The 15,834-nt window shown below is 72.0% G+C and carries 14 protein-coding genes; 5 read left to right on the top strand and 9 right to left on the bottom strand.

The annotated features are described in order from the left end of the window. Positions 1–51 precede the first annotated feature (51 nt). Entirely contained in the window at positions 52–1,023 is a 972-nt protein-coding gene (locus B1H29_RS29695; RefSeq protein ID WP_055416000.1) for an aldo/keto reductase, read from the bottom strand. Positions 1,024–1,096: 73 nt separating this feature from the next. Continuing rightward, positions 1,097–2,524, bottom strand: coding sequence for an argininosuccinate lyase (gene argH, locus B1H29_RS29690; RefSeq protein WP_055416001.1), 1,428 nt, complete (start codon positions 2,522–2,524; stop codon positions 1,097–1,099). Between the two features lie 326 nt (positions 2,525–2,850). On the opposite strand from argH, the gene B1H29_RS29685 reads away from it, so the two are divergent. The 5 genes from B1H29_RS29685 (at position 2,851) to B1H29_RS29665 (ending at position 7,267) form a co-directional block, all read left to right on the top strand. Then, a complete protein-coding gene (locus tag B1H29_RS29685) occupies positions 2,851–3,438 on the top strand; it encodes a pyridoxamine 5'-phosphate oxidase family protein (RefSeq protein WP_055416002.1) in 588 nt (195 codons plus the stop codon). A gap of 3 nt (positions 3,439–3,441) precedes the next feature. After that, positions 3,442–4,161, top strand: a complete 720-nt coding sequence (locus B1H29_RS29680; protein ID WP_055416003.1) for a L,D-transpeptidase family protein — start codon at positions 3,442–3,444, stop codon at positions 4,159–4,161. An 87-nt stretch (positions 4,162–4,248) separates the two neighbouring features. Continuing rightward, entirely contained in the window at positions 4,249–5,631 is a 1,383-nt protein-coding gene (locus B1H29_RS29675) for a ferredoxin reductase family protein (RefSeq protein WP_055416004.1), read from the top strand. A 27-nt stretch (positions 5,632–5,658) separates the two neighbouring features. Then, positions 5,659–6,474: an FMN-binding protein gene (locus tag B1H29_RS29670; protein ID WP_167392563.1), complete on the top strand. Its 816-nt coding sequence runs from the start codon at positions 5,659–5,661 to the stop codon at positions 6,472–6,474. Between the two features lie 55 nt (positions 6,475–6,529). Further along, entirely contained in the window at positions 6,530–7,267 is a 738-nt protein-coding gene (locus B1H29_RS29665; RefSeq protein ID WP_079160887.1) for an FAD:protein FMN transferase, read from the top strand. Between the two features lie 283 nt (positions 7,268–7,550). On the opposite strand, the gene B1H29_RS29660 is transcribed toward B1H29_RS29665, so the two are convergent. From B1H29_RS29660 to B1H29_RS29630, 7 genes are all read right to left on the bottom strand, one after another. Beyond that, complete coding sequence (locus B1H29_RS29660) at positions 7,551–8,090, bottom strand: arginine repressor (RefSeq protein WP_055416006.1); 540 nt, start codon at positions 8,088–8,090, stop codon at positions 7,551–7,553. Positions 8,091–8,097: 7 nt separating this feature from the next. Beyond that, positions 8,098–9,306 carry an acetylornithine transaminase gene (locus B1H29_RS29655; RefSeq protein WP_055416007.1) on the bottom strand — a complete coding sequence of 403 codons (1,209 nt, stop codon included), beginning with the start codon at positions 9,304–9,306 and terminating at the stop codon, positions 8,098–8,100. A 17-nt stretch (positions 9,307–9,323) separates the two neighbouring features. Next, on the bottom strand, positions 9,324–10,226 hold the full coding sequence (gene argB, locus B1H29_RS29650) for an acetylglutamate kinase (RefSeq protein ID WP_055416008.1): 903 nt from the start codon (positions 10,224–10,226) through the stop codon (positions 9,324–9,326). Next, entirely contained in the window at positions 10,223–11,374 is a 1,152-nt protein-coding gene (gene argJ, locus B1H29_RS29645) for a bifunctional glutamate N-acetyltransferase/amino-acid acetyltransferase ArgJ (RefSeq protein WP_055416009.1), read from the bottom strand. The genes argB and argJ overlap by 4 nt, the downstream gene beginning before the upstream one ends. Further along, positions 11,371–12,399, bottom strand: coding sequence for an N-acetyl-gamma-glutamyl-phosphate reductase (argC, locus tag B1H29_RS29640; RefSeq protein WP_055416010.1), 1,029 nt, complete (start codon positions 12,397–12,399; stop codon positions 11,371–11,373). Before argC ends, argJ begins: the two co-directional genes overlap by 4 nt. A 179-nt stretch (positions 12,400–12,578) precedes the next feature. Further along, complete coding sequence (locus tag B1H29_RS29635; RefSeq protein ID WP_159027853.1) at positions 12,579–13,190, bottom strand: hypothetical protein; 612 nt, start codon at positions 13,188–13,190, stop codon at positions 12,579–12,581. A 147-nt stretch (positions 13,191–13,337) separates the two neighbouring features. Further along, the gene (locus B1H29_RS29630) at positions 13,338–15,815 is read right to left on the bottom strand and encodes an alpha-L-arabinofuranosidase C-terminal domain-containing protein (protein WP_055416012.1); all 2,478 of its coding nucleotides are present in this window, start codon (positions 15,813–15,815) and stop codon (positions 13,338–13,340) included. Positions 15,816–15,834: the final 19 nt, after the last annotated feature.

Below are 15,834 nucleotides of genomic sequence, written 5' to 3'. Positions count from 1 at the left end.
CCGCTTATTGGACGAGGGCCGGTGCCGGGACGGCCGCCCGCCTCGGCGGGGTCAGTGCCAGGGCAGCCGCGCGCGCCGCTCCCAGTAGGTGTGCGGGTCCTCGACGAGGGCGCCCAGGCGCGCCACCTGGTCCTCGTCGAAGTCGACCACGGCGGCGTGCAGGTTCGAGCCGAGCTGGTTCACGGTCGCGGCGCCGGAGAGGACGACTCCGGTCCAGGGCTGCCGCAGGACCAGCGCGAGAGCGACCGCGTCGCACCCCAGGGCGGTTTCCTCCGCCACGGCCTTCAGGGCTTCCGGCGCATGCGGCTCCGCGAGGCGCCCGTTGGCCATGCCCTCCTTGACGATCACGGTGAGCCCGGCCTCGTGCGCCTCGGCCAGCGCGGGCCCGGCGGAGGTCTCCAGCGCGTTGTACGTGGACTGCACCGTGCGGAAGAGGGGTTCGCCGTCGACGGTCACGGCGAGCGCGGCGCGGATGGCGTCGGCCTGGGCGGGTCCGCTGGTGGAGAAGCCGACGGTGACGCCCCGCGCGGCGGCCTCGGCCAGTTTCGCGTGCAGGTCCTTGTCGGTGAGCGCCGGGCTGTCGGGGGTGAGGGAGTGGATCTGGTAGAGGTCGAGCCGGTCGCCGAGCAGGGCGTCGGTCTCGGCGCGCTGCCGTTCGAACGTCGCGACGCCGTGGTCCTTGACCTCGTGCTGCTCGGCGTCGGCCGTCCAGTCGGCCGTGTAGGTGTAGCCCCACTTGCTGCCGACGACGACGTCGTCGACGTCGGGGCGCTCCCGGAGCCAGCCGGCGAGGAACTCCTCCGAGCGCCCGTAGGAGCGGGCCGCGTCGAAGTACCGGACCCCCTGCGCGTAGGCGGCGTCGAGGAGGTCGTGGGTGCGCTCGCGCATCGCCTCGACGCTGCGGTCGGCCGGCAGGTCCCGGTCACGGCCGAGGTTGATGTAGCCGGGGCGGCCGACGGCGGCGAGGCCCAGGCCGATGTGGCACGTGGGGGTCGTCGCCGCGGCCAGGCGGGCGAAGGGCATCGCGGGCTCCGTTCGGTCGGCTGTGAGAGCTGTTGACCAACGTAACCGCGATGCCCCTCGGGCACACCGGGTGCTACTTCTTCGCGCTCGCCCACGCGTGCTGGCCGGCCACGTCCGCCTTCACCTCGGCGAGCTGGACGGCGACCGCGCCGGGGGCAGTACCGCCGCGGCCGCTGCGGGAGGCGAGGGCGCCGGGGACGTTGAGGACGGTGCGCACCTCGGGGGTCAGGTGGGCGGAGATCTTCGCGAACTGCTCGTCGGTCAGCTCGTCCAGTTCCTTGCCGTCGGCCTCGGCCACCTTCACGCACTCGCCGGCGACCTCGTGCGCGACGCGGAACGGCACGCCCTGCCTGACCAGCCACTCGGCGATGTCGGTGGCGAGCGAGAACCCGGCCGGGGCCAGCTCCTCCATCCGCTCGCGGTGCACGGTCAGGGTGGCCATCATGCCGGTGAAGGCGGGGAGCAGGATCTCCAACTGGTCGATGGAGTCGAAGACCGGCTCCTTGTCCTCCTGGAGGTCGCGGTTGTACGCGAGCGGGAGGGCCTTGAGGGTGGCCATCAGGCCGGTCAGGTTGCCGATGAGGCGGCCGGACTTGCCGCGGGCCAGCTCGGCGATGTCCGGGTTCTTCTTCTGCGGCATGATCGACGAACCGGTGGAGAAGGCGTCGTGCAGGGTCACGAAGGAGAACTCCTTCGTGTTCCAGATGATGATCTCCTCGGCGATCCGGGAGACGTTCACTCCGATCATCGCGGTGATGAAGGCGAACTCCGCCACGAAGTCGCGGGAGGCCGTGCCGTCGATGGAGTTGCCGGCGCTGCCGTGCTCGAAGCCGAGGTCCTCGGCGACCGCCTCCGGGTCCAGGCCGAGGGAGGATCCGGCCAGGGCGCCCGAGCCGTACGGCGACACGGCCGTGCGCTCGTCCCACTGGCGCAGCCGCTCCGCGTCCCGGGACAGCGCCTGGACGTGGGCGAGGACGTGGTGCGCGAAGAGCACCGGCTGGGCGTGCTGGAGGTGGGTACGGCCGGGCATCGCGACGTCCGGGTGGGCCTCGGCGAGGCCGATCAGCGCGTCCTGGAGGTCGGCGATCAGGCCGCCGACGGTCCGGGCGTGGTCACGCAGGTACATGCGGAACAGGGTCGCCACCTGGTCGTTGCGGGAGCGCCCGGCGCGGAGCTTGCCGCCCAGGTCGGGGCCGAGCCGCTCCAGCAGGCCGCGCTCCAGGGCGGTGTGGACGTCCTCGTCGGCGATGGTGCCGGTGAAGGAGCCGTCGGCGACGTCCGCTTCGAGCCGGTCGAGCCCGGCGGTCATCCGGGCCAGCTCGTCCTCGGTGAGCAGCCCCGCCGCGTGCAACACGCGCGCGTGGGCACGCGAACCGGCGATGTCGTAGGGCGCGAGACGCCAGTCGAAGTGGACGGACGCGGACAGCTTCGCCAGTGCCTCGGCGGGCCCGTCGGCGAAACGGCCGCCCCAGAGCCGGACGTCACCGCTGTTGCTGCTCACTTGGGTCGCTCCTCAGGGCCGTTGATGTGCCACCGCCTCCGCACGGTACCTCCGGTGGCATGCATGAGTATGCAGAGCATTGCATGATTCGTCAATCTGGCGGGCGCCTGAACACGAGAGACCACCCTTCCGTACCCCTGGCCGGGGACTGGATCCCCCCGGCCGCCTGCACGCTCACCGAGTGACGTGACAGGCGCCGTGGCCGCCCCGTGGAACGCCGGCCGGGGCGGCCACGGGTGGGCCGGAGCGCGGAATCCGCGTCCGCATGGCGGGACCACCGGAGATTCTTCGGACAGGCGCTCGAGCGGCACCCATAATCCTTAGACATGGGAAAGACTTATGAACGCATAGACGGCAGACTCCGCACCTTCATCGAGGCGCAGCCCCTCTTCTTCACCGCCACCGCTCCCCTGGCCGGCGACGGCACGGTCAACCTGTCCCCCAAGGGCCTCACGGGCAGTTTCGCGGTGCTCGACGAACTCACCGTGGCCTACCTCGACTTCGCCGGCTCCACCGCCGAGACCGTCGCCCACCTGCGGGAGAACGGGCGGATCACCCTCATGTGGTGCGCCTTCCAGGGACCGCCGAACATCGTCCGGGTGCACGGCCGGGGCGAACCCGTCCTCCGCGACGACCCCCGTTTCCCGGAGCTGCTCACCCACTTCCCGGACATCGACGCCACCCCGCACGGGCTGCGCGCGATCATCGTCGTCACCGCCGAGCTCATCCGCGACTCCTGCGGTTACGCCGTCCCCTTCATGTCGTACGACAGCGACCGCGACCTGCACGGCAAGCGATTCGCACGCGAGGACGACGCCTCGCTCAGCGCGTACTTCGCCAAGAAGGACCACATCGCGACGAGCCTGGACGGCCTTCCCGGGCTGCCGTTGCCGCTGCCCCCGTCTACCGTCTGAGCCATGCGCCCCGGTGTCGTCGCCGCCCTCGTTTCCGCCACCCTCCTCGTGCTCGGTGCCGCGCCCGCCGGCGGGCCCCCGCCCCGGCCGCTGCCGGCCCGGATGGCGGAGACCGGCGGCGGCAGCCAGTTGATCACCGCGGTCGCGCCGGAGACCGGTTCGACCGAGGGCCGGGTCACCTGGTGGGACCGCAGGGGCGGCGCGAGCGGCGGGCGGTGGGTGCGGGCGGGTTCCGCGCCGGCCCGCTTCGGCGCCGGCGGACTGGCCGACGGGGCGACGCGCGTCCAAGGCACCAACACCACTCCGACCGGCCTGTACGACCTGCCGTACGCCTTCGGCATCGAACCGGCGCCGCGCGGGACGGCGTACCGGTACCGCCCGGTGCGCCAGGACTCCTGGTGGTGCCAGGACAACGCCTCCCGCTCCTACAACCGCTGGACCGAACCCCGCCCCGCCGACTGCCGCGCCGCCGAGGCCGAGCACCTGATCACCTACCCGGCGCAGTACGCGCACGCCCTGGTCGTCGGCTTCAACTACCACCGTCCGGTGCGCGGACGTGGCGCGGGCATCTTCCTGCACGTCGACGGGCGCGGGGCGACGGCCGGTTGCGTCTCGGTGCCCGCGGAGGCGATGCGCCGCGTCCTGCGGTGGGCCGACCCGGCGGCCCGGCCGCACATCGCGATCGGCACCTCGGGCGGGGCGACGGCGATCACTCGCTACTGAACAGCGGCGGGAGTACCGGCGGGGGCTGAACGCTCGGCAGGCGCGGCGCGTATCTGTGGGCCAAGGGTCAAGTCCCACGGAGGAACCGTGACCACCACGCTCGCCGGCGGCCGTGCCGCCCGCCGTCAGACGATGCGGCGCATCCGTCCGCGCCGCTCCCCCGCCGTCCCCCTGCTGCTCGCCGTGTGGGCGGGCGCGGCGGGCGTGTTGTGGCTGTGGTGGCGCAACACGCCCGCCATCTCCGACCAGACCGGCATGCTCCTGAACGCGGGCCGGATCACCGGCCTGCTCGCCGGGTACCTGATGGCGCTGGTGGTGCTCCAGATGGCGCGCGTGCCGGCGCTGGAGCGGCGGGTGGGCTCCGACCGGGTCGCCCGCTGGCACGCCATGACCGGCCGCTACACCCTGTGCCTGGTCCTCGCCCACGTCTTCCTGATCATGTGGGGGTACGCCGCCCAGGCCGGCAAGGGCCTCGGCGACATCGTGCAGCAGACGGTCGGCTCCGTGAACCAGTTGCCGGACATGGGCAAGGCCGCCGTCGGCACCGGGCTGCTGGTCCTCATCGGAGTGCTGTCCATCGGCCCGGTCCGGCGCCGGATCCCGTACGACGCCTGGTACCACGTGCACCTGCTCACCTACGCGGCGGTGTTCCTGACCTTCTGGCACCAGCTCACCACCGGTAACGACTTCGCCGTCGAGCCGGTCGCGAAGACCGTCTGGTACGCGCTGTACGGGACGGTGACCGCGCTCGTCCTCTGGTACCGGGTCCTGACCCCCCTCCGCCTCAACCTGCGGCACCGGATGCGGGTCGAGGCGGTGATCGAGGAGACGCCCGGGATCGTGTCGGTGCTGATCGGCGGGCGCAGGCTGCACCGGATGGGCGCGGAGGCCGGGCAGTTCTTCCGCTGGCGGTTCCTGGCACCGGGGATGCGGTTCAGCTCCCACCCGTACTCGCTGTCGGCGGCGCCGCGCCCGGACATGCTGCGGATCACCGTGAAGGCGATCGGCGACCACAGCGCCCGGCTGCGCGAGCTGGAGCCCGGCACCCGGGTGTGGGCGGAGGGCCCGTACGGCGCGCTGACCGCCCAGCGCCGCAGCCGGGGCAAGGTGCTGCTGGTGGCGGGCGGGGTGGGGATCACGCCGATGCGGGCGCTGTTCGAGACGCTGCCCGGCGCGTCCGGTGACATCACCCTGCTGTACCGGGCCAACAGCACCCAGGACCTGGCCCTGTGGGACGAGCTCGCCGGGATCGCCGAGGAACGCGGGGCCCGGCTGATGTACGCGGTCAACAGCCCGGACGGGGAGCGCCCCGACATCTCGGCGGAGAGCCTCAGCCGCAAGATCCCGGACGTCGACCGCCACGACGTCTTCCTGTGCGGGCCGCCCGGCTTCGCCCAGTCGGTGTACGAGGCACTGCGCGGCGCGGGAGTCCCCGCCCGCCGTATCCATCACGAGTCGTTCGAGATGTGAGCGACGGACATCAGGAGTCCAGGACAGATGAGGAAAAGCCACCCCGTTCGGCGTGCCGTGCTCGCCGGCGCCGCGACCGTGTCCGGGATCGTGCTGCTGCTGTCGTTGAAACCGGCGTCCGACCCGGGCTCCGCCTCGGCGGCGGGCGGCGCGGCCCCGCCCGTGGCCGCGCAGTCGCCGCAGGGCGGCCGGGGCGCGGGGGCCGGCACGGTGACGGGCGACGCGGCCAGTACCCAGTACGGCCCCGTGCAGGTCCGGCTCACGGTGAACGACGGGAAGATCACGGGCGCCGAGGCCGTGCAGGCGCCCAAGGGCGGGCAGAGCGACCAGGTCACCGCCGACGCCGTACCCAGACTCAACCAGGCCGCCGTCACCGCCGGCAACGCCGACATCGACGCCGTCTCCGGCGCCACCTACACCAGCGCCGGATACAAGCAGTCGTTGCAGTCGGCACTGGACAAGGTGGCCGCCGGATCCGCCGGACAGGGCTCGGGCGGACAGGGCTCGGGCGGTGCGGGCTCAGGCGGACCGGACGCGGGCGGTGCGGGCTCGGGCGGTGGCGCCCAGGGAACTCAGACGCTCACCGGCGCCGTCGCGCGCACCCAGTACGGGCCCGTACAGGTCCGGGTCACCGTCAGCGGCGGGAAGATCACGAACGCCGAGGCCCTCCAGGCGCCCGAGGGCGGGCAGAGCGACCAGGTCACCGCCGACGCCGTACCCAGACTCAACCAGGCCGCCGTCACCGCCGGCAACGCCGACATCGACGCCGTCTCCGGCGCCACCTACACCAGCGCCGGATACAAGCAGTCGTTGCAGTCGGCACTGGACCGGGCCGGTGGCTGACACCGTGACCGAGCCGGCACGGGCTCCCGCCGCGGTACGTCGGGTGGAGGAGACGATGGGGACCGTCTTCTCCTTCGACGTCCGCGGCGGGGAACCCACGGCCGTACGGGCGGCACTGGACGAGGCGGTCGCGGGGCTGCGCCGGGTCGACGAGGTGTTCAGCACCTACCGGGAGGGCAGCCAGGTGTCCCGTCTGGCGCGCGGCGAACTGACCGTCGACGCGTGCGCGCCCGAGGTCGCCGAGGTGCTGGAACTGGCGGCCGAGGCGGAGCGGGTCAGCGACGGCTGGTTCCGCACGTCGTACCGGGGCGGGCTGGACCCGACCGGGATCGTCAAGGGCTGGGCCGTGGAGCGCGCCGCCCGGCGGGTCGCGGCGGCGGGCGCGAGTGGCGTCAGCGTCAACGGGGGCGGGGACGTGCAGTTGCTCGGAACGCCGGGGACGGGGCGGCCGTGGCGGGCCGGTGTGTCGGACCCGCTGCGTCCGGGCGGGCTGGCGGCCGTCGTCTCCACCGCCGGGGCGGCCGAACTGGCCGTGGCGACCTCCGGCAGCGCGGAGCGGGGTGCGCACATCGTCGATCCGCGCACCCGGCGCTCCGCGGTGACCGACCTGGTGGCGGTGACGGTGGTGGCGCCGCGGCTGACGTGGGCGGACTGCTGGGCGACGGCGGCGTTCGCGATGGGTTCGCGGGAGGGGTTGCGGTGGCTGGAGTCCCTCGACGGGGTCGAGGGACTGTTGGTGACCGCGGGGGACGAGGTGCGGTGCACGGGGGGACTTGCGGGGTGGCTGGGGTGAGCGGCGCCTTGTGCGACCGTCGCCGCTGCTGACGTTCCGGGGTGCCGCTCACCCGCGTCGGCGGTGTGCCTCCCCCCGGAGCGGTACCCCCGGTTTCCCACCGCGCCACCCGTACCGCCCCGGGGCACCGCCTCCCGAGCCGTTCAGACAGTCGGGAAGGCACGACTGCCCGCGGCCGCGGGGGGCTCGGTCGGCCGTACCGCAACGCGTTCAGGGGCGCGGGGAGCCGCGCGACCAGCCGTGGACCGCCCGCGCCCGCCCGCGGCACGAGCCGCCGGGGCGCTCAATGCCCGTTCTGGGCCAACCTCAGCAGATGATCGGCCAGTGCCTGCCCGCCCGTCGGCTCCCTGCTGATCAGCATCAGCGTGTCGTCCCCCGCGATCGTCCCCAGGATGTCGTGCAGTTCCGCCTGGTCGATGGCCGAGGCGAGGAACTGCGCCGCTCCCGGAGGGGTCCGCAGGACCACGAGGTTCGCGGACGCCTCCGCGGAGATCAGCAGTTCCGCGGAGAGCCGCCGCATCCGCTCCTCCTTCACCGACTCCCCGAGCGGGGCCCGCGGGGTGCGGAAACCGCCCTCACTGGGCACCGCGTAGATGAGGTCGCCGTCGGTGTTGCGGATCTTCACCGCGTTCAGCTCGTCCAGATCCCGGGAGAGCGTCGCCTGCGTGACGGTCAGCCCGTCGTCGGCGAGCAGCTTGGCCAGTTGGCTCTGCGAGCGCACCGCCTGGCGGTTGAGGATGTCCACGATCCGGCGGTGGCGTGCGGTGCGGGTCTGCGGAAGGGCGGGCCCGGCCGTCTGCTCGTGCTCCTGCGCATGGCTCATCGTCGTCTCATTCTCCGGATCGTCCGTCCCCGTGGGCCGCGTCGGCGGCCTGGTCAAGGATGCCGGGCAGCGCCCCGAGGAACGCGTCCACCACGTCGTCGCCGAGGTTCAGCGCGGGCATCAGCCGTACGACATCGGGCGCGGGCACGTTCACCAGGATTCCGGCGTCCTGAGCCGCCTGCTGCACCTGGGGTGCGAGCGGCTCGGTGAGCACGATACCCAGGAGGAGACCCGCGCCCCGGACGTGGCCGACCAACGGGTGGCCGAGCGCCTCGACCCCGCCGCGGAGCTTCTCGCCCTGCCGCTTGACGTTGTCCAGCAGTCCCTCGCCCGCGATGGTGTCGAGGACGGCGAGTCCGGCGGCGCAGGCGACCGGGTTGCCGCCGAAGGTCGTGCCGTGCTGGCCGGGCTGGAGGAGGTCGGCGGCGCGGCCGAAGGCGACGGTCGCGCCCAGCGGCAGGCCGCCGCCGAGGCCCTTGGCGAGGGTGACGACGTCCGGCAGGACGCCCTCGTGGGCCTGGTACTCGAACCAGTGGCCGGTCCGGCCGACGCCGGTCTGCACCTCGTCCAGGACGAGCAGCGCGCCGGTGGCGGCGGTGATGGCCCGGGCCGCCTTCAGATAGCCGGGGGGCGGGACGACGACGCCGTTCTCGCCCTGGATCGGCTCGATGACGACGAGGGCGGTCTCCTCGGTGACCGCGGCGGCCAGCGCCTGCGGGTCGCCGTACGGTACGTGGGTGACGTCGCCGGGCAGCGGCAGGAACGGCTCCTGCTTGCCGGGCTGGCCGGTCAGCGCCAGGGCGCCCATGGTGCGGCCGTGGAAGCCGCCGTGGGTGGCGACCATGTGCGGCCGCCCGGTCAGCCGGCCGATCTTGAAGGCACCCTCGTTGGCCTCGGCGCCGGAGTTGCAGAAGTAGACCTTGCCGTCGCGGCCGAAGTGCTGGAGCAGCCGTTCGGCGAGCACGACGGGCGGCTCGGCGACGAAGAGGTTGGAGACGTGGCCGAGGGAGGCGATCTGCCGGCTCACCGCCTCGACCACCGCCGGGTGGGCGTGGCCGAGCGCGTTGACCGCGATGCCGCCGACGAAGTCGAGGTACTCCCTGCCGTCGGCGTCCCAGAGCCGGGAACCCTCGCCGCGTACCAGGGGCAGGCGCGGGGTGCCGTAGTTGTTCATGAGCGCGCCCCGCCACCGCTCGGTCAGTTCTTCGTTGCCCACGGCTCCCCCTGTGTTGCTCACGACTCCCCCTGTTCGTCCGGCACGACCATCGTGCCGATGCCCTCGTCGGTGAAGATCTCCAGCAGGATCGAGTGCTGGACCCGGCCGTCGATGACGCGGGCGGTGGTGACTCCGCCCCGCACGGCGTGCAGGCAGCCCTCCATCTTCGGCACCATGCCCGAGGAGAGGTCCGGCAGCAGCTTCTCCAGTTGGGAAGCGGTGAGGCGGCTGATCACCTCGTCGGAGTTCGGCCAGTCCTCATAGAGACCCTCCACGTCGGTGAGGACCATGAGAGTCTCGGCGTCGAGCGCCGCAGCGAGTGCCGCAGCCGCCGTATCAGCATTGACGTTGTAGACATGGTGATCGTCCTGGGAGCGGGCGATCGACGAGACGACCGGGATGCGGCCGTCGGCGAGCAGCGCCTCGATGGCGCCGGTGTCGATCTCGGTGATCTCACCGACCCGTCCGATGTCGACGAACTCGCCGTCGATCTCGGGCCGGTGCCTGGTGGCGGTGATGGTGTGCGCGTCCTCGCCGGTGAGGCCGACGGCGAACGCTCCGTGGCGGTTGAGCAGCCCGACCAGCTCGCGCTGCACCTGCCCGGCCAGCACCATGCGTACGACGTCCATGGCGTCCTCGGTGGTGACGCGCAGGCCTGCCTTGAACTCGCTGACGATGCCGGCCTTGTCGAGCGCGTGGCTGATCTGCGGGCCGCCTCCGTGCACGACGACCGGCTTGAGGCCCGCGTGGCGAAGGAAGACGACGTCCTGGGCGAAGGCGGCCTTCAGGTCCTCGTCCACCATGGCGTTGCCGCCGAACTTGATGACGACCGTCTTGCCGTGGTGCCGGGTCAGCCAGGGCAGCGCCTCGATGAGGATCTGGGCCTTGGGGAGCGCGGTGTGCTTCCTCGTCGTACTCATGAGCTGTACGCGCTGTTCTCGTGGACGTAGTCGGCCGTGAGGTCGTTGGTCCAGATGGTGGCGGTCGCGTCGCCGGCGGCGAGGTCGGCGACGACGTGCACCTCCCGGTAGCGCATGTCGACCAGCTCGCGGTCCTCGCCGACGCCGCCGTTCTTGCAGACCCAGACGCCGTTGATGGCGACGTTGAGGCGGTCGGGCTCGAAGGCGGCGGAGGTGGTGCCGATGGCGGAGAGGACGCGGCCCCAGTTGGGGTCCTCGCCGTGGATGGCGCACTTGAGGAGGTTGTTGCGGGCGATGGTGCGGCCCACCTGGACGGCGTCCTCCTCGGTCGCGGCGTTCACGACCTCGACCTTGATGTCCTTGCTGGCGCCCTCCGCGTCCCGGATGAGCTGCTGCCCGAGGTCGTCGCAGACGGTGCGTACGGCCTCGGCGAACGCGGCGTACTCCGGGGTGACGCCCGAGGAGCCGGAGGCGAGCAGCAGCACCGTGTCGTTGGTGGACATGCAGCCGTCGGAGTCGACGCGGTCGAAGGTGACCCGGGTGGCCGCGCGCAGCGCCCGGTCGAGCGCCTCGGCCTCCAGGTCGGCGTCCGTGGTGACGACGACCAGCATCGTGGCGAGGCCCGGCGCGAGCATGCCCGCGCCCTTGGCCATGCCGCCGACGGTCCAGCCGTCCTCGGTCACCACGGACGTCTTGTGCACGGTGTCGGTGGTCTTGATGGCGATGGCGGCCTTCTCACCGCCGTGCTCGGAGAGCTGAGCGGCGGCCGTCTCGACGCCCGGGAGCAGTTTGTCCATGGGCAGCGTTACGCCGATGAGTCCCGTCGAGCAGACGGCGACCTCGCCCGCGCCCGTCCCGAGCACCTCGGCGGCCTTCTCGGCGGTGGCATGGGTGTCCTGGAAGCCCTTGGGACCGGTGCAGGCGTTGGCACCGCCGGAGTTGAGGACGACGGCGGACACCTGCCCGCTCTTCAGCACCTGCTCGGACCACAGGACCGGCGCGGCCTTGACGCGGTTGGAGGTGAAGACGCCGGCGGCGGCGCGCCGGGGGCCGGTGTTGACCACGAGGGCCAGGTCGGGGTTGCCGCTGTCCTTGATCCCGGCGGCGATACCGGCCGCCGTGAACCCCTTTGCTGCCGTCACACTCACGGCGCGACTCCGATCGTCGTCAGTCCGGTGGTCTCGTCGAGACCCAGGGCGATGTTCATGCTCTGGACGGCACCGCCCGCGGTGCCCTTGGCCAGGTTGTCGAGGGCGCTGATGGCGATGATGCGGCCCGCGTCGGCGTCGTACGCGACCTGGACCGATACGGCGTTGGAACCGTGGACGGACGCGGTCGCGGGCCACTGGCCCTCGGGCAGCAGGTGCACGAAGGGCTCGTCGGCGAAGGCCTTCTCGTAGGCGGCGCGCACGGACTCGGCGGTGACTTCGGGCTTCGCCTTCGCGGTGCAGGTGGCGAGGATGCCGCGGGGCATCGGCGCGAGGGTCGGGGTGAAGGAGACGGAGACCGGTTCACCGGCGACCGCGCCGAGGTTCTGGACGATCTCGGGGGTGTGCCGGTGGCCGCCGCCGACGCCGTACGGCGACATGGAGCCCATGACCTCGCTGCCCAGCAGGTGCGGCTTGGCCGCCTTGCCCGCGCCGGAGGTGCCGGACGCGGCGACGATCACGGCCTCGGGCTCGGCGAGCGAGGCGGCGTAGGCCGGGAAGAGCGCCAGGGACACGGCGGTCGGGTAGCAACCGGGCACCGCGACGCGCTTGGACCCCTCCAGCGCGGCTCGGGCACCCGGCAGTTCGGGCAGGCCGTAGGGCCAGGTGCCGGCGTGCGGGGAGCCGTAGAACTTCTCCCAGGCACCGGCGTCCACGAGGCGGAAGTCGGCGCCCATGTCGATCACCAGCACGTCCGGGCCGAGCTGCTCGGCCACGGCGGCGGACTGCCCGTGCGGCAGCGCCAGGAACACGACATCGTGTCCGGCGAGGATCTCGGGCGTCGTCGCCTCCAGGACCCGGTCGGCCAGCGGCAGCAGATGCGGCTGCAGCGTGCCGAGCCTCTGACCCGCGTTGGAGTTGCCGGTCAGAGCGCCGATCTCGACCTCGGGGTGCGCGAGGAGCAGACGCAGCAGCTCACCGCCCGCATACCCGCTCGCTCCGGCCACCGCCGCACGTACTGCCATGACATCCTCCTCCTTGATGGCATGACTATACGTATCGCTGCACGTTTATGCAATCGAAGATCGGTGAAGAGTGCCCATGACGAACCACGGCGGACCACGGCGGACCACGGCGGACCACGGCGGACCGTGTCGGCCGGTCTCCGCGCGCCTGTCGCGCCGACGGCCCGGTCAGGACGGACTCAGCGGCCGGCCCCGGGTGACGACGGGGGAACGCGTGGTGCGGAGCCGCCCGGTTCCGGTGCCGTGCCGGGCGCCGGCGGCTGGACGGCCGCGGTGCGGATCTGCCGGTCCAGTCGGCGCCGCTCCTGCCGCGTGTACCGCGTCGTGTACTCGAGCGGGCCTTTCCGGGCCCCTCGCCACAGCCGGTAGGACCCGCGGGCCACCGGCTCCAGCACGAGGAGGACGATGCCGGCGCATGTCGCGAGGAAGCACCGCCTGGCCAGCCCCGGGTCCGGCTCGGCATCCGCCGTCCCCGCCCACGCCAGGATCTGCAACTGGTGCACGATCAGCAGCACGCAGACCACGCACCACACGCTGCCCGCGACGAGGTTGGCCGAGGTCCGTCTGCGCAGGTCTCGGCGTTGACTTCGGAGCTGGACGAGTGCCCCGGGCGAGGGCTCGACGCCCTGGCGCCGCTGTTCGATCAGGTGCCCCTTCGCGGCCGCCTGCTCTCGCTCGGACGAGAAGACCCGGTCCCCCACCCGCCTCGAGAGCCCTGTGTACTGCACGGTCCCGACCAACAGCACCGCGGCATTGACCGTGGTCAGGGTCGCCGCGTAGTCGTCACTCATCGCCCAGGCCATCCGTCCCCCGCCGCTCGACCGCCAACTGGCACAGTGGCCCTACGTATACCGGGTCCGAGCATCCCGCCGGCGCCCGGGACCGGTGACCGCGCGGGCCGGCCCGGCAAGGGGCCCGCACGGTCACCGGCCCCCGGGCTACCGCTGCTGCCTGATCCGCAGGAACGTCACCGAGTTCGCCGGGAAGGTGTACGTGAACTCGCTCGCCACCCCCGAGAAGGTCGACCGCACCGGGGTGACCGGCGTGTCCGTCTCGGTGTTGACCGCGTCCTGGCCGGCGGCCAGCGTGGTGACGCGGGCCTTGGGGGCGACCTTGGCGCCGCCGAGGTCGACGGCCGTGCGGGCCGCCGTGTCCTGGGCGTTGACGACCTTGACGATCAGCTCGCCGGTCCGCGCGTCCTCGGTGACGATCTGGCGGAACGGCTCGGCCGGCTTGTCGTCGGTGAAGCTGCCCCACTCCTCGCCGTCGAGGTACAGGGTCACCTGGCGGCCCCGCACCTTGATGTCGATGTCGTAGGCGCGGCCCGTCTCGATCGACCCGGCCTTGGAGATCAGCGTCGACTTGCCGCCGTCCGAGGCCTGTTCGACGGCGGACTGGGTGTTGTTCCAGCCGCCCAGGTTCCACCAGTAGTAGTTGCCGGTGTCCTGGACGCCGAAGGCGACGAGGAAGCCCTCCTTGCCGGACTTCTTCGTGGCCTTCACGTGCAGGTCGTAGTCCTTCCAGGCCGGGTCGCCCGCCGTGACCAGGGTGTTCTCGGCGGCGGCGTCGGTCTGGACGTACTGGCCGTCCTGGACGGTCCAGCTACCGGCACCCGAGTGGGTCCACTGCGACGCGTCACCGGAGAAGTCGTCGGTCAGGAGGCTCTCCCCCTCGGCCGAGGTGACCTTCACGTCGTCGTAGGCCGCGCTGGTCGCCCAGGTCGACAGGCCGACGGCGCCGGCGATGGGGCCGCTGACGGCCGGTGTACCGGTCGCCTTGGAGGGGACCACGTGGTCACCGGTGTTGTTCATGAAGAGCTTCTGGACCTCGTAGTTGGCCGAGTTCCAGGACGCGTGGTTGTTGAACCAGATCATGTCCGGGCTCCACTGCACGTAGTCCTCGTTGGCGAGCAGCGGGGCGTAGGAGGCGAGCTTGACGATGTCCGCGTTGCGCTCGAGGCCGGTCATGAAGGCGGCCTCGGACAGCGCGTTCTTCCAGGTGTTGCCCTGGGAGGCGTACTCGCCGAGGAAGACCTTGGGGCCGTTCCTGTCGTACGAGTCGTAGCGGTCGTTGTTCTGCAGGAACCACTGCGGGCTGTTGTAGTAGTGCTCGTCGACCATCTCGACGCCGGCCTCGCGGTTCAGCCGCCAGGCGGTGTCGAAGGTGGTGCCGGAGTCGTCCGGGCCGGAGTTGGAGACGACGGTGATGTCCGGGTACTTCGCCTCGATCGCCGCGCGGAACTCCTTGAAGCGGGCCATGAACTCCCGGGGCAGGTTCTCCTCGTTGCCGACGCCTATGTGGGTGAGGTGGAAGGGCTTGGGATGGCCCATCTCGGCCCGCAGGCCGCCCCACTCGCTGGTGCGGGGACCGTTGGCGAACTCGATGAGGTCGAGGGCGTCCTGGATGTGCCGCTTCAGCAGCGCGTCGTCGTCGGTGGCCTTGTTCTGGCCGCAGCCGGTGACCAGGGCGGGCACGACGGGCAGCGGCATGGCGCCGATGTCCTCGGCGAAGCGGAAGTACTCGTAGTAGCCGAGACCGTAGCTCTGGTTGTAACCCCAGAAGTTGGCGTTGGTGGCGCGCTCCTCGACCGGGCCTACGGTGTCCTTCCACTGGTAGCTGCGTTCGCGCTGCCAGCCGCTCGCCTCGCTGTAGTCCTCCATGGAGCCGGTGTTGACCAGGCAGCCGCCGGGGAAGCGCAGGAAGCCGGGGTTCAGGGCCTCGATCTTCTCGGCGAGGTCCTTGCGCAGGCCGTTGGGCTGGTTCCGGTAGGTGTCCCGCGGGAAGAGGGACACCATGTCGAGAGCGGCCGGCGCGGTGGTGGCGACGGCGAGGCGGCCGCGGTTGCTGGTGCGGGTCGCCTTGAAGGTGGCGGTGTACTTGCGCCACTCCCCCTTCGCGGCGACCTGGCGCACCTTGGCGAGCGTGCCCGCCGCGTCCCGGAGGGTGACGGTGAGGGTGGTGCCGCCCTCGGCCCGGGCCCACACCGAGAAGTCGTACTTCTCGCCCTCCTCCACCCGGATACCGGTGTTGTAGCCGGCGTTGGTGACGGACGAACCGGCGCCCAGGGAGAGGTAGTTGCGGTTGCGCTCGTTGAGGCGGCCGTCGTCGTTCACCACCTCGGCGGTGCCGTCGGCCGCCCAGGAGGTGAGCGGTGTGTAGGAGGCGTTGTCGGCGGTGGAGTACTCGAAGGAACGGTTCTGCACGAGTTCGGCGTACAGGCCGCCGTCGGCGGCGCGGTTGATGTCCTCGTAGAAGACGCCGTACATCGTGTCGTCGATCGCGGCGCCCTCGGCGGACGGGTCGACGGTGATCGCGTAGTCGGTGACGGCCTCCGCGTGCGCCGGTGACGGCAGCAGGGCCGAGGCGGTCAGGAGGGCGGTGACGCTGAGACCGAGTCTCCAGCGGGTGCGTGACATGGATACTCCGCGGCTCTCG

Origin of the sequence: Streptomyces pactum (assembly GCF_002005225.1) — a bacterium.
Classification (GTDB): Bacteria; Actinomycetota; Actinomycetes; order Streptomycetales; family Streptomycetaceae; genus Streptomyces; species Streptomyces pactum_A.
Note: the sequence above shows the minus strand (reverse complement) of the source record. Positions and strands in the feature narration are given on the sequence as shown.

Coding starts and splice junctions, on each gene's coding strand:
- B1H29_RS29695 (WP_055416000.1), bottom strand. CDS start 1,023: ATGCCCTTCGCCCGCCTGGCCGCGGCGACGACCCCCACGTGCCACATC.
- B1H29_RS29685 (WP_055416002.1), top strand. CDS start 2,851: ATGGGAAAGACTTATGAACGCATAGACGGCAGACTCCGCACCTTCATC.
- B1H29_RS29680 (WP_055416003.1), top strand. CDS start 3,442: ATGCGCCCCGGTGTCGTCGCCGCCCTCGTTTCCGCCACCCTCCTCGTG.
- B1H29_RS29670 (WP_167392563.1), top strand. CDS start 5,659: ATGAGGAAAAGCCACCCCGTTCGGCGTGCCGTGCTCGCCGGCGCCGCG.
- B1H29_RS29665 (WP_079160887.1), top strand. CDS start 6,530: ATGGGGACCGTCTTCTCCTTCGACGTCCGCGGCGGGGAACCCACGGCC.
- B1H29_RS29660 (WP_055416006.1), bottom strand. CDS start 8,090: ATGAGCCATGCGCAGGAGCACGAGCAGACGGCCGGGCCCGCCCTTCCG.
- argB (WP_055416008.1), bottom strand. CDS start 10,226: ATGAGTACGACGAGGAAGCACACCGCGCTCCCCAAGGCCCAGATCCTC.
- argC (WP_055416010.1), bottom strand. CDS start 12,399: ATGGCAGTACGTGCGGCGGTGGCCGGAGCGAGCGGGTATGCGGGCGGT.
- B1H29_RS29635 (WP_159027853.1), bottom strand. CDS start 13,190: ATGAGTGACGACTACGCGGCGACCCTGACCACGGTCAATGCCGCGGTG.
- B1H29_RS29630 (WP_055416012.1), bottom strand. CDS start 15,815: ATGTCACGCACCCGCTGGAGACTCGGTCTCAGCGTCACCGCCCTCCTG.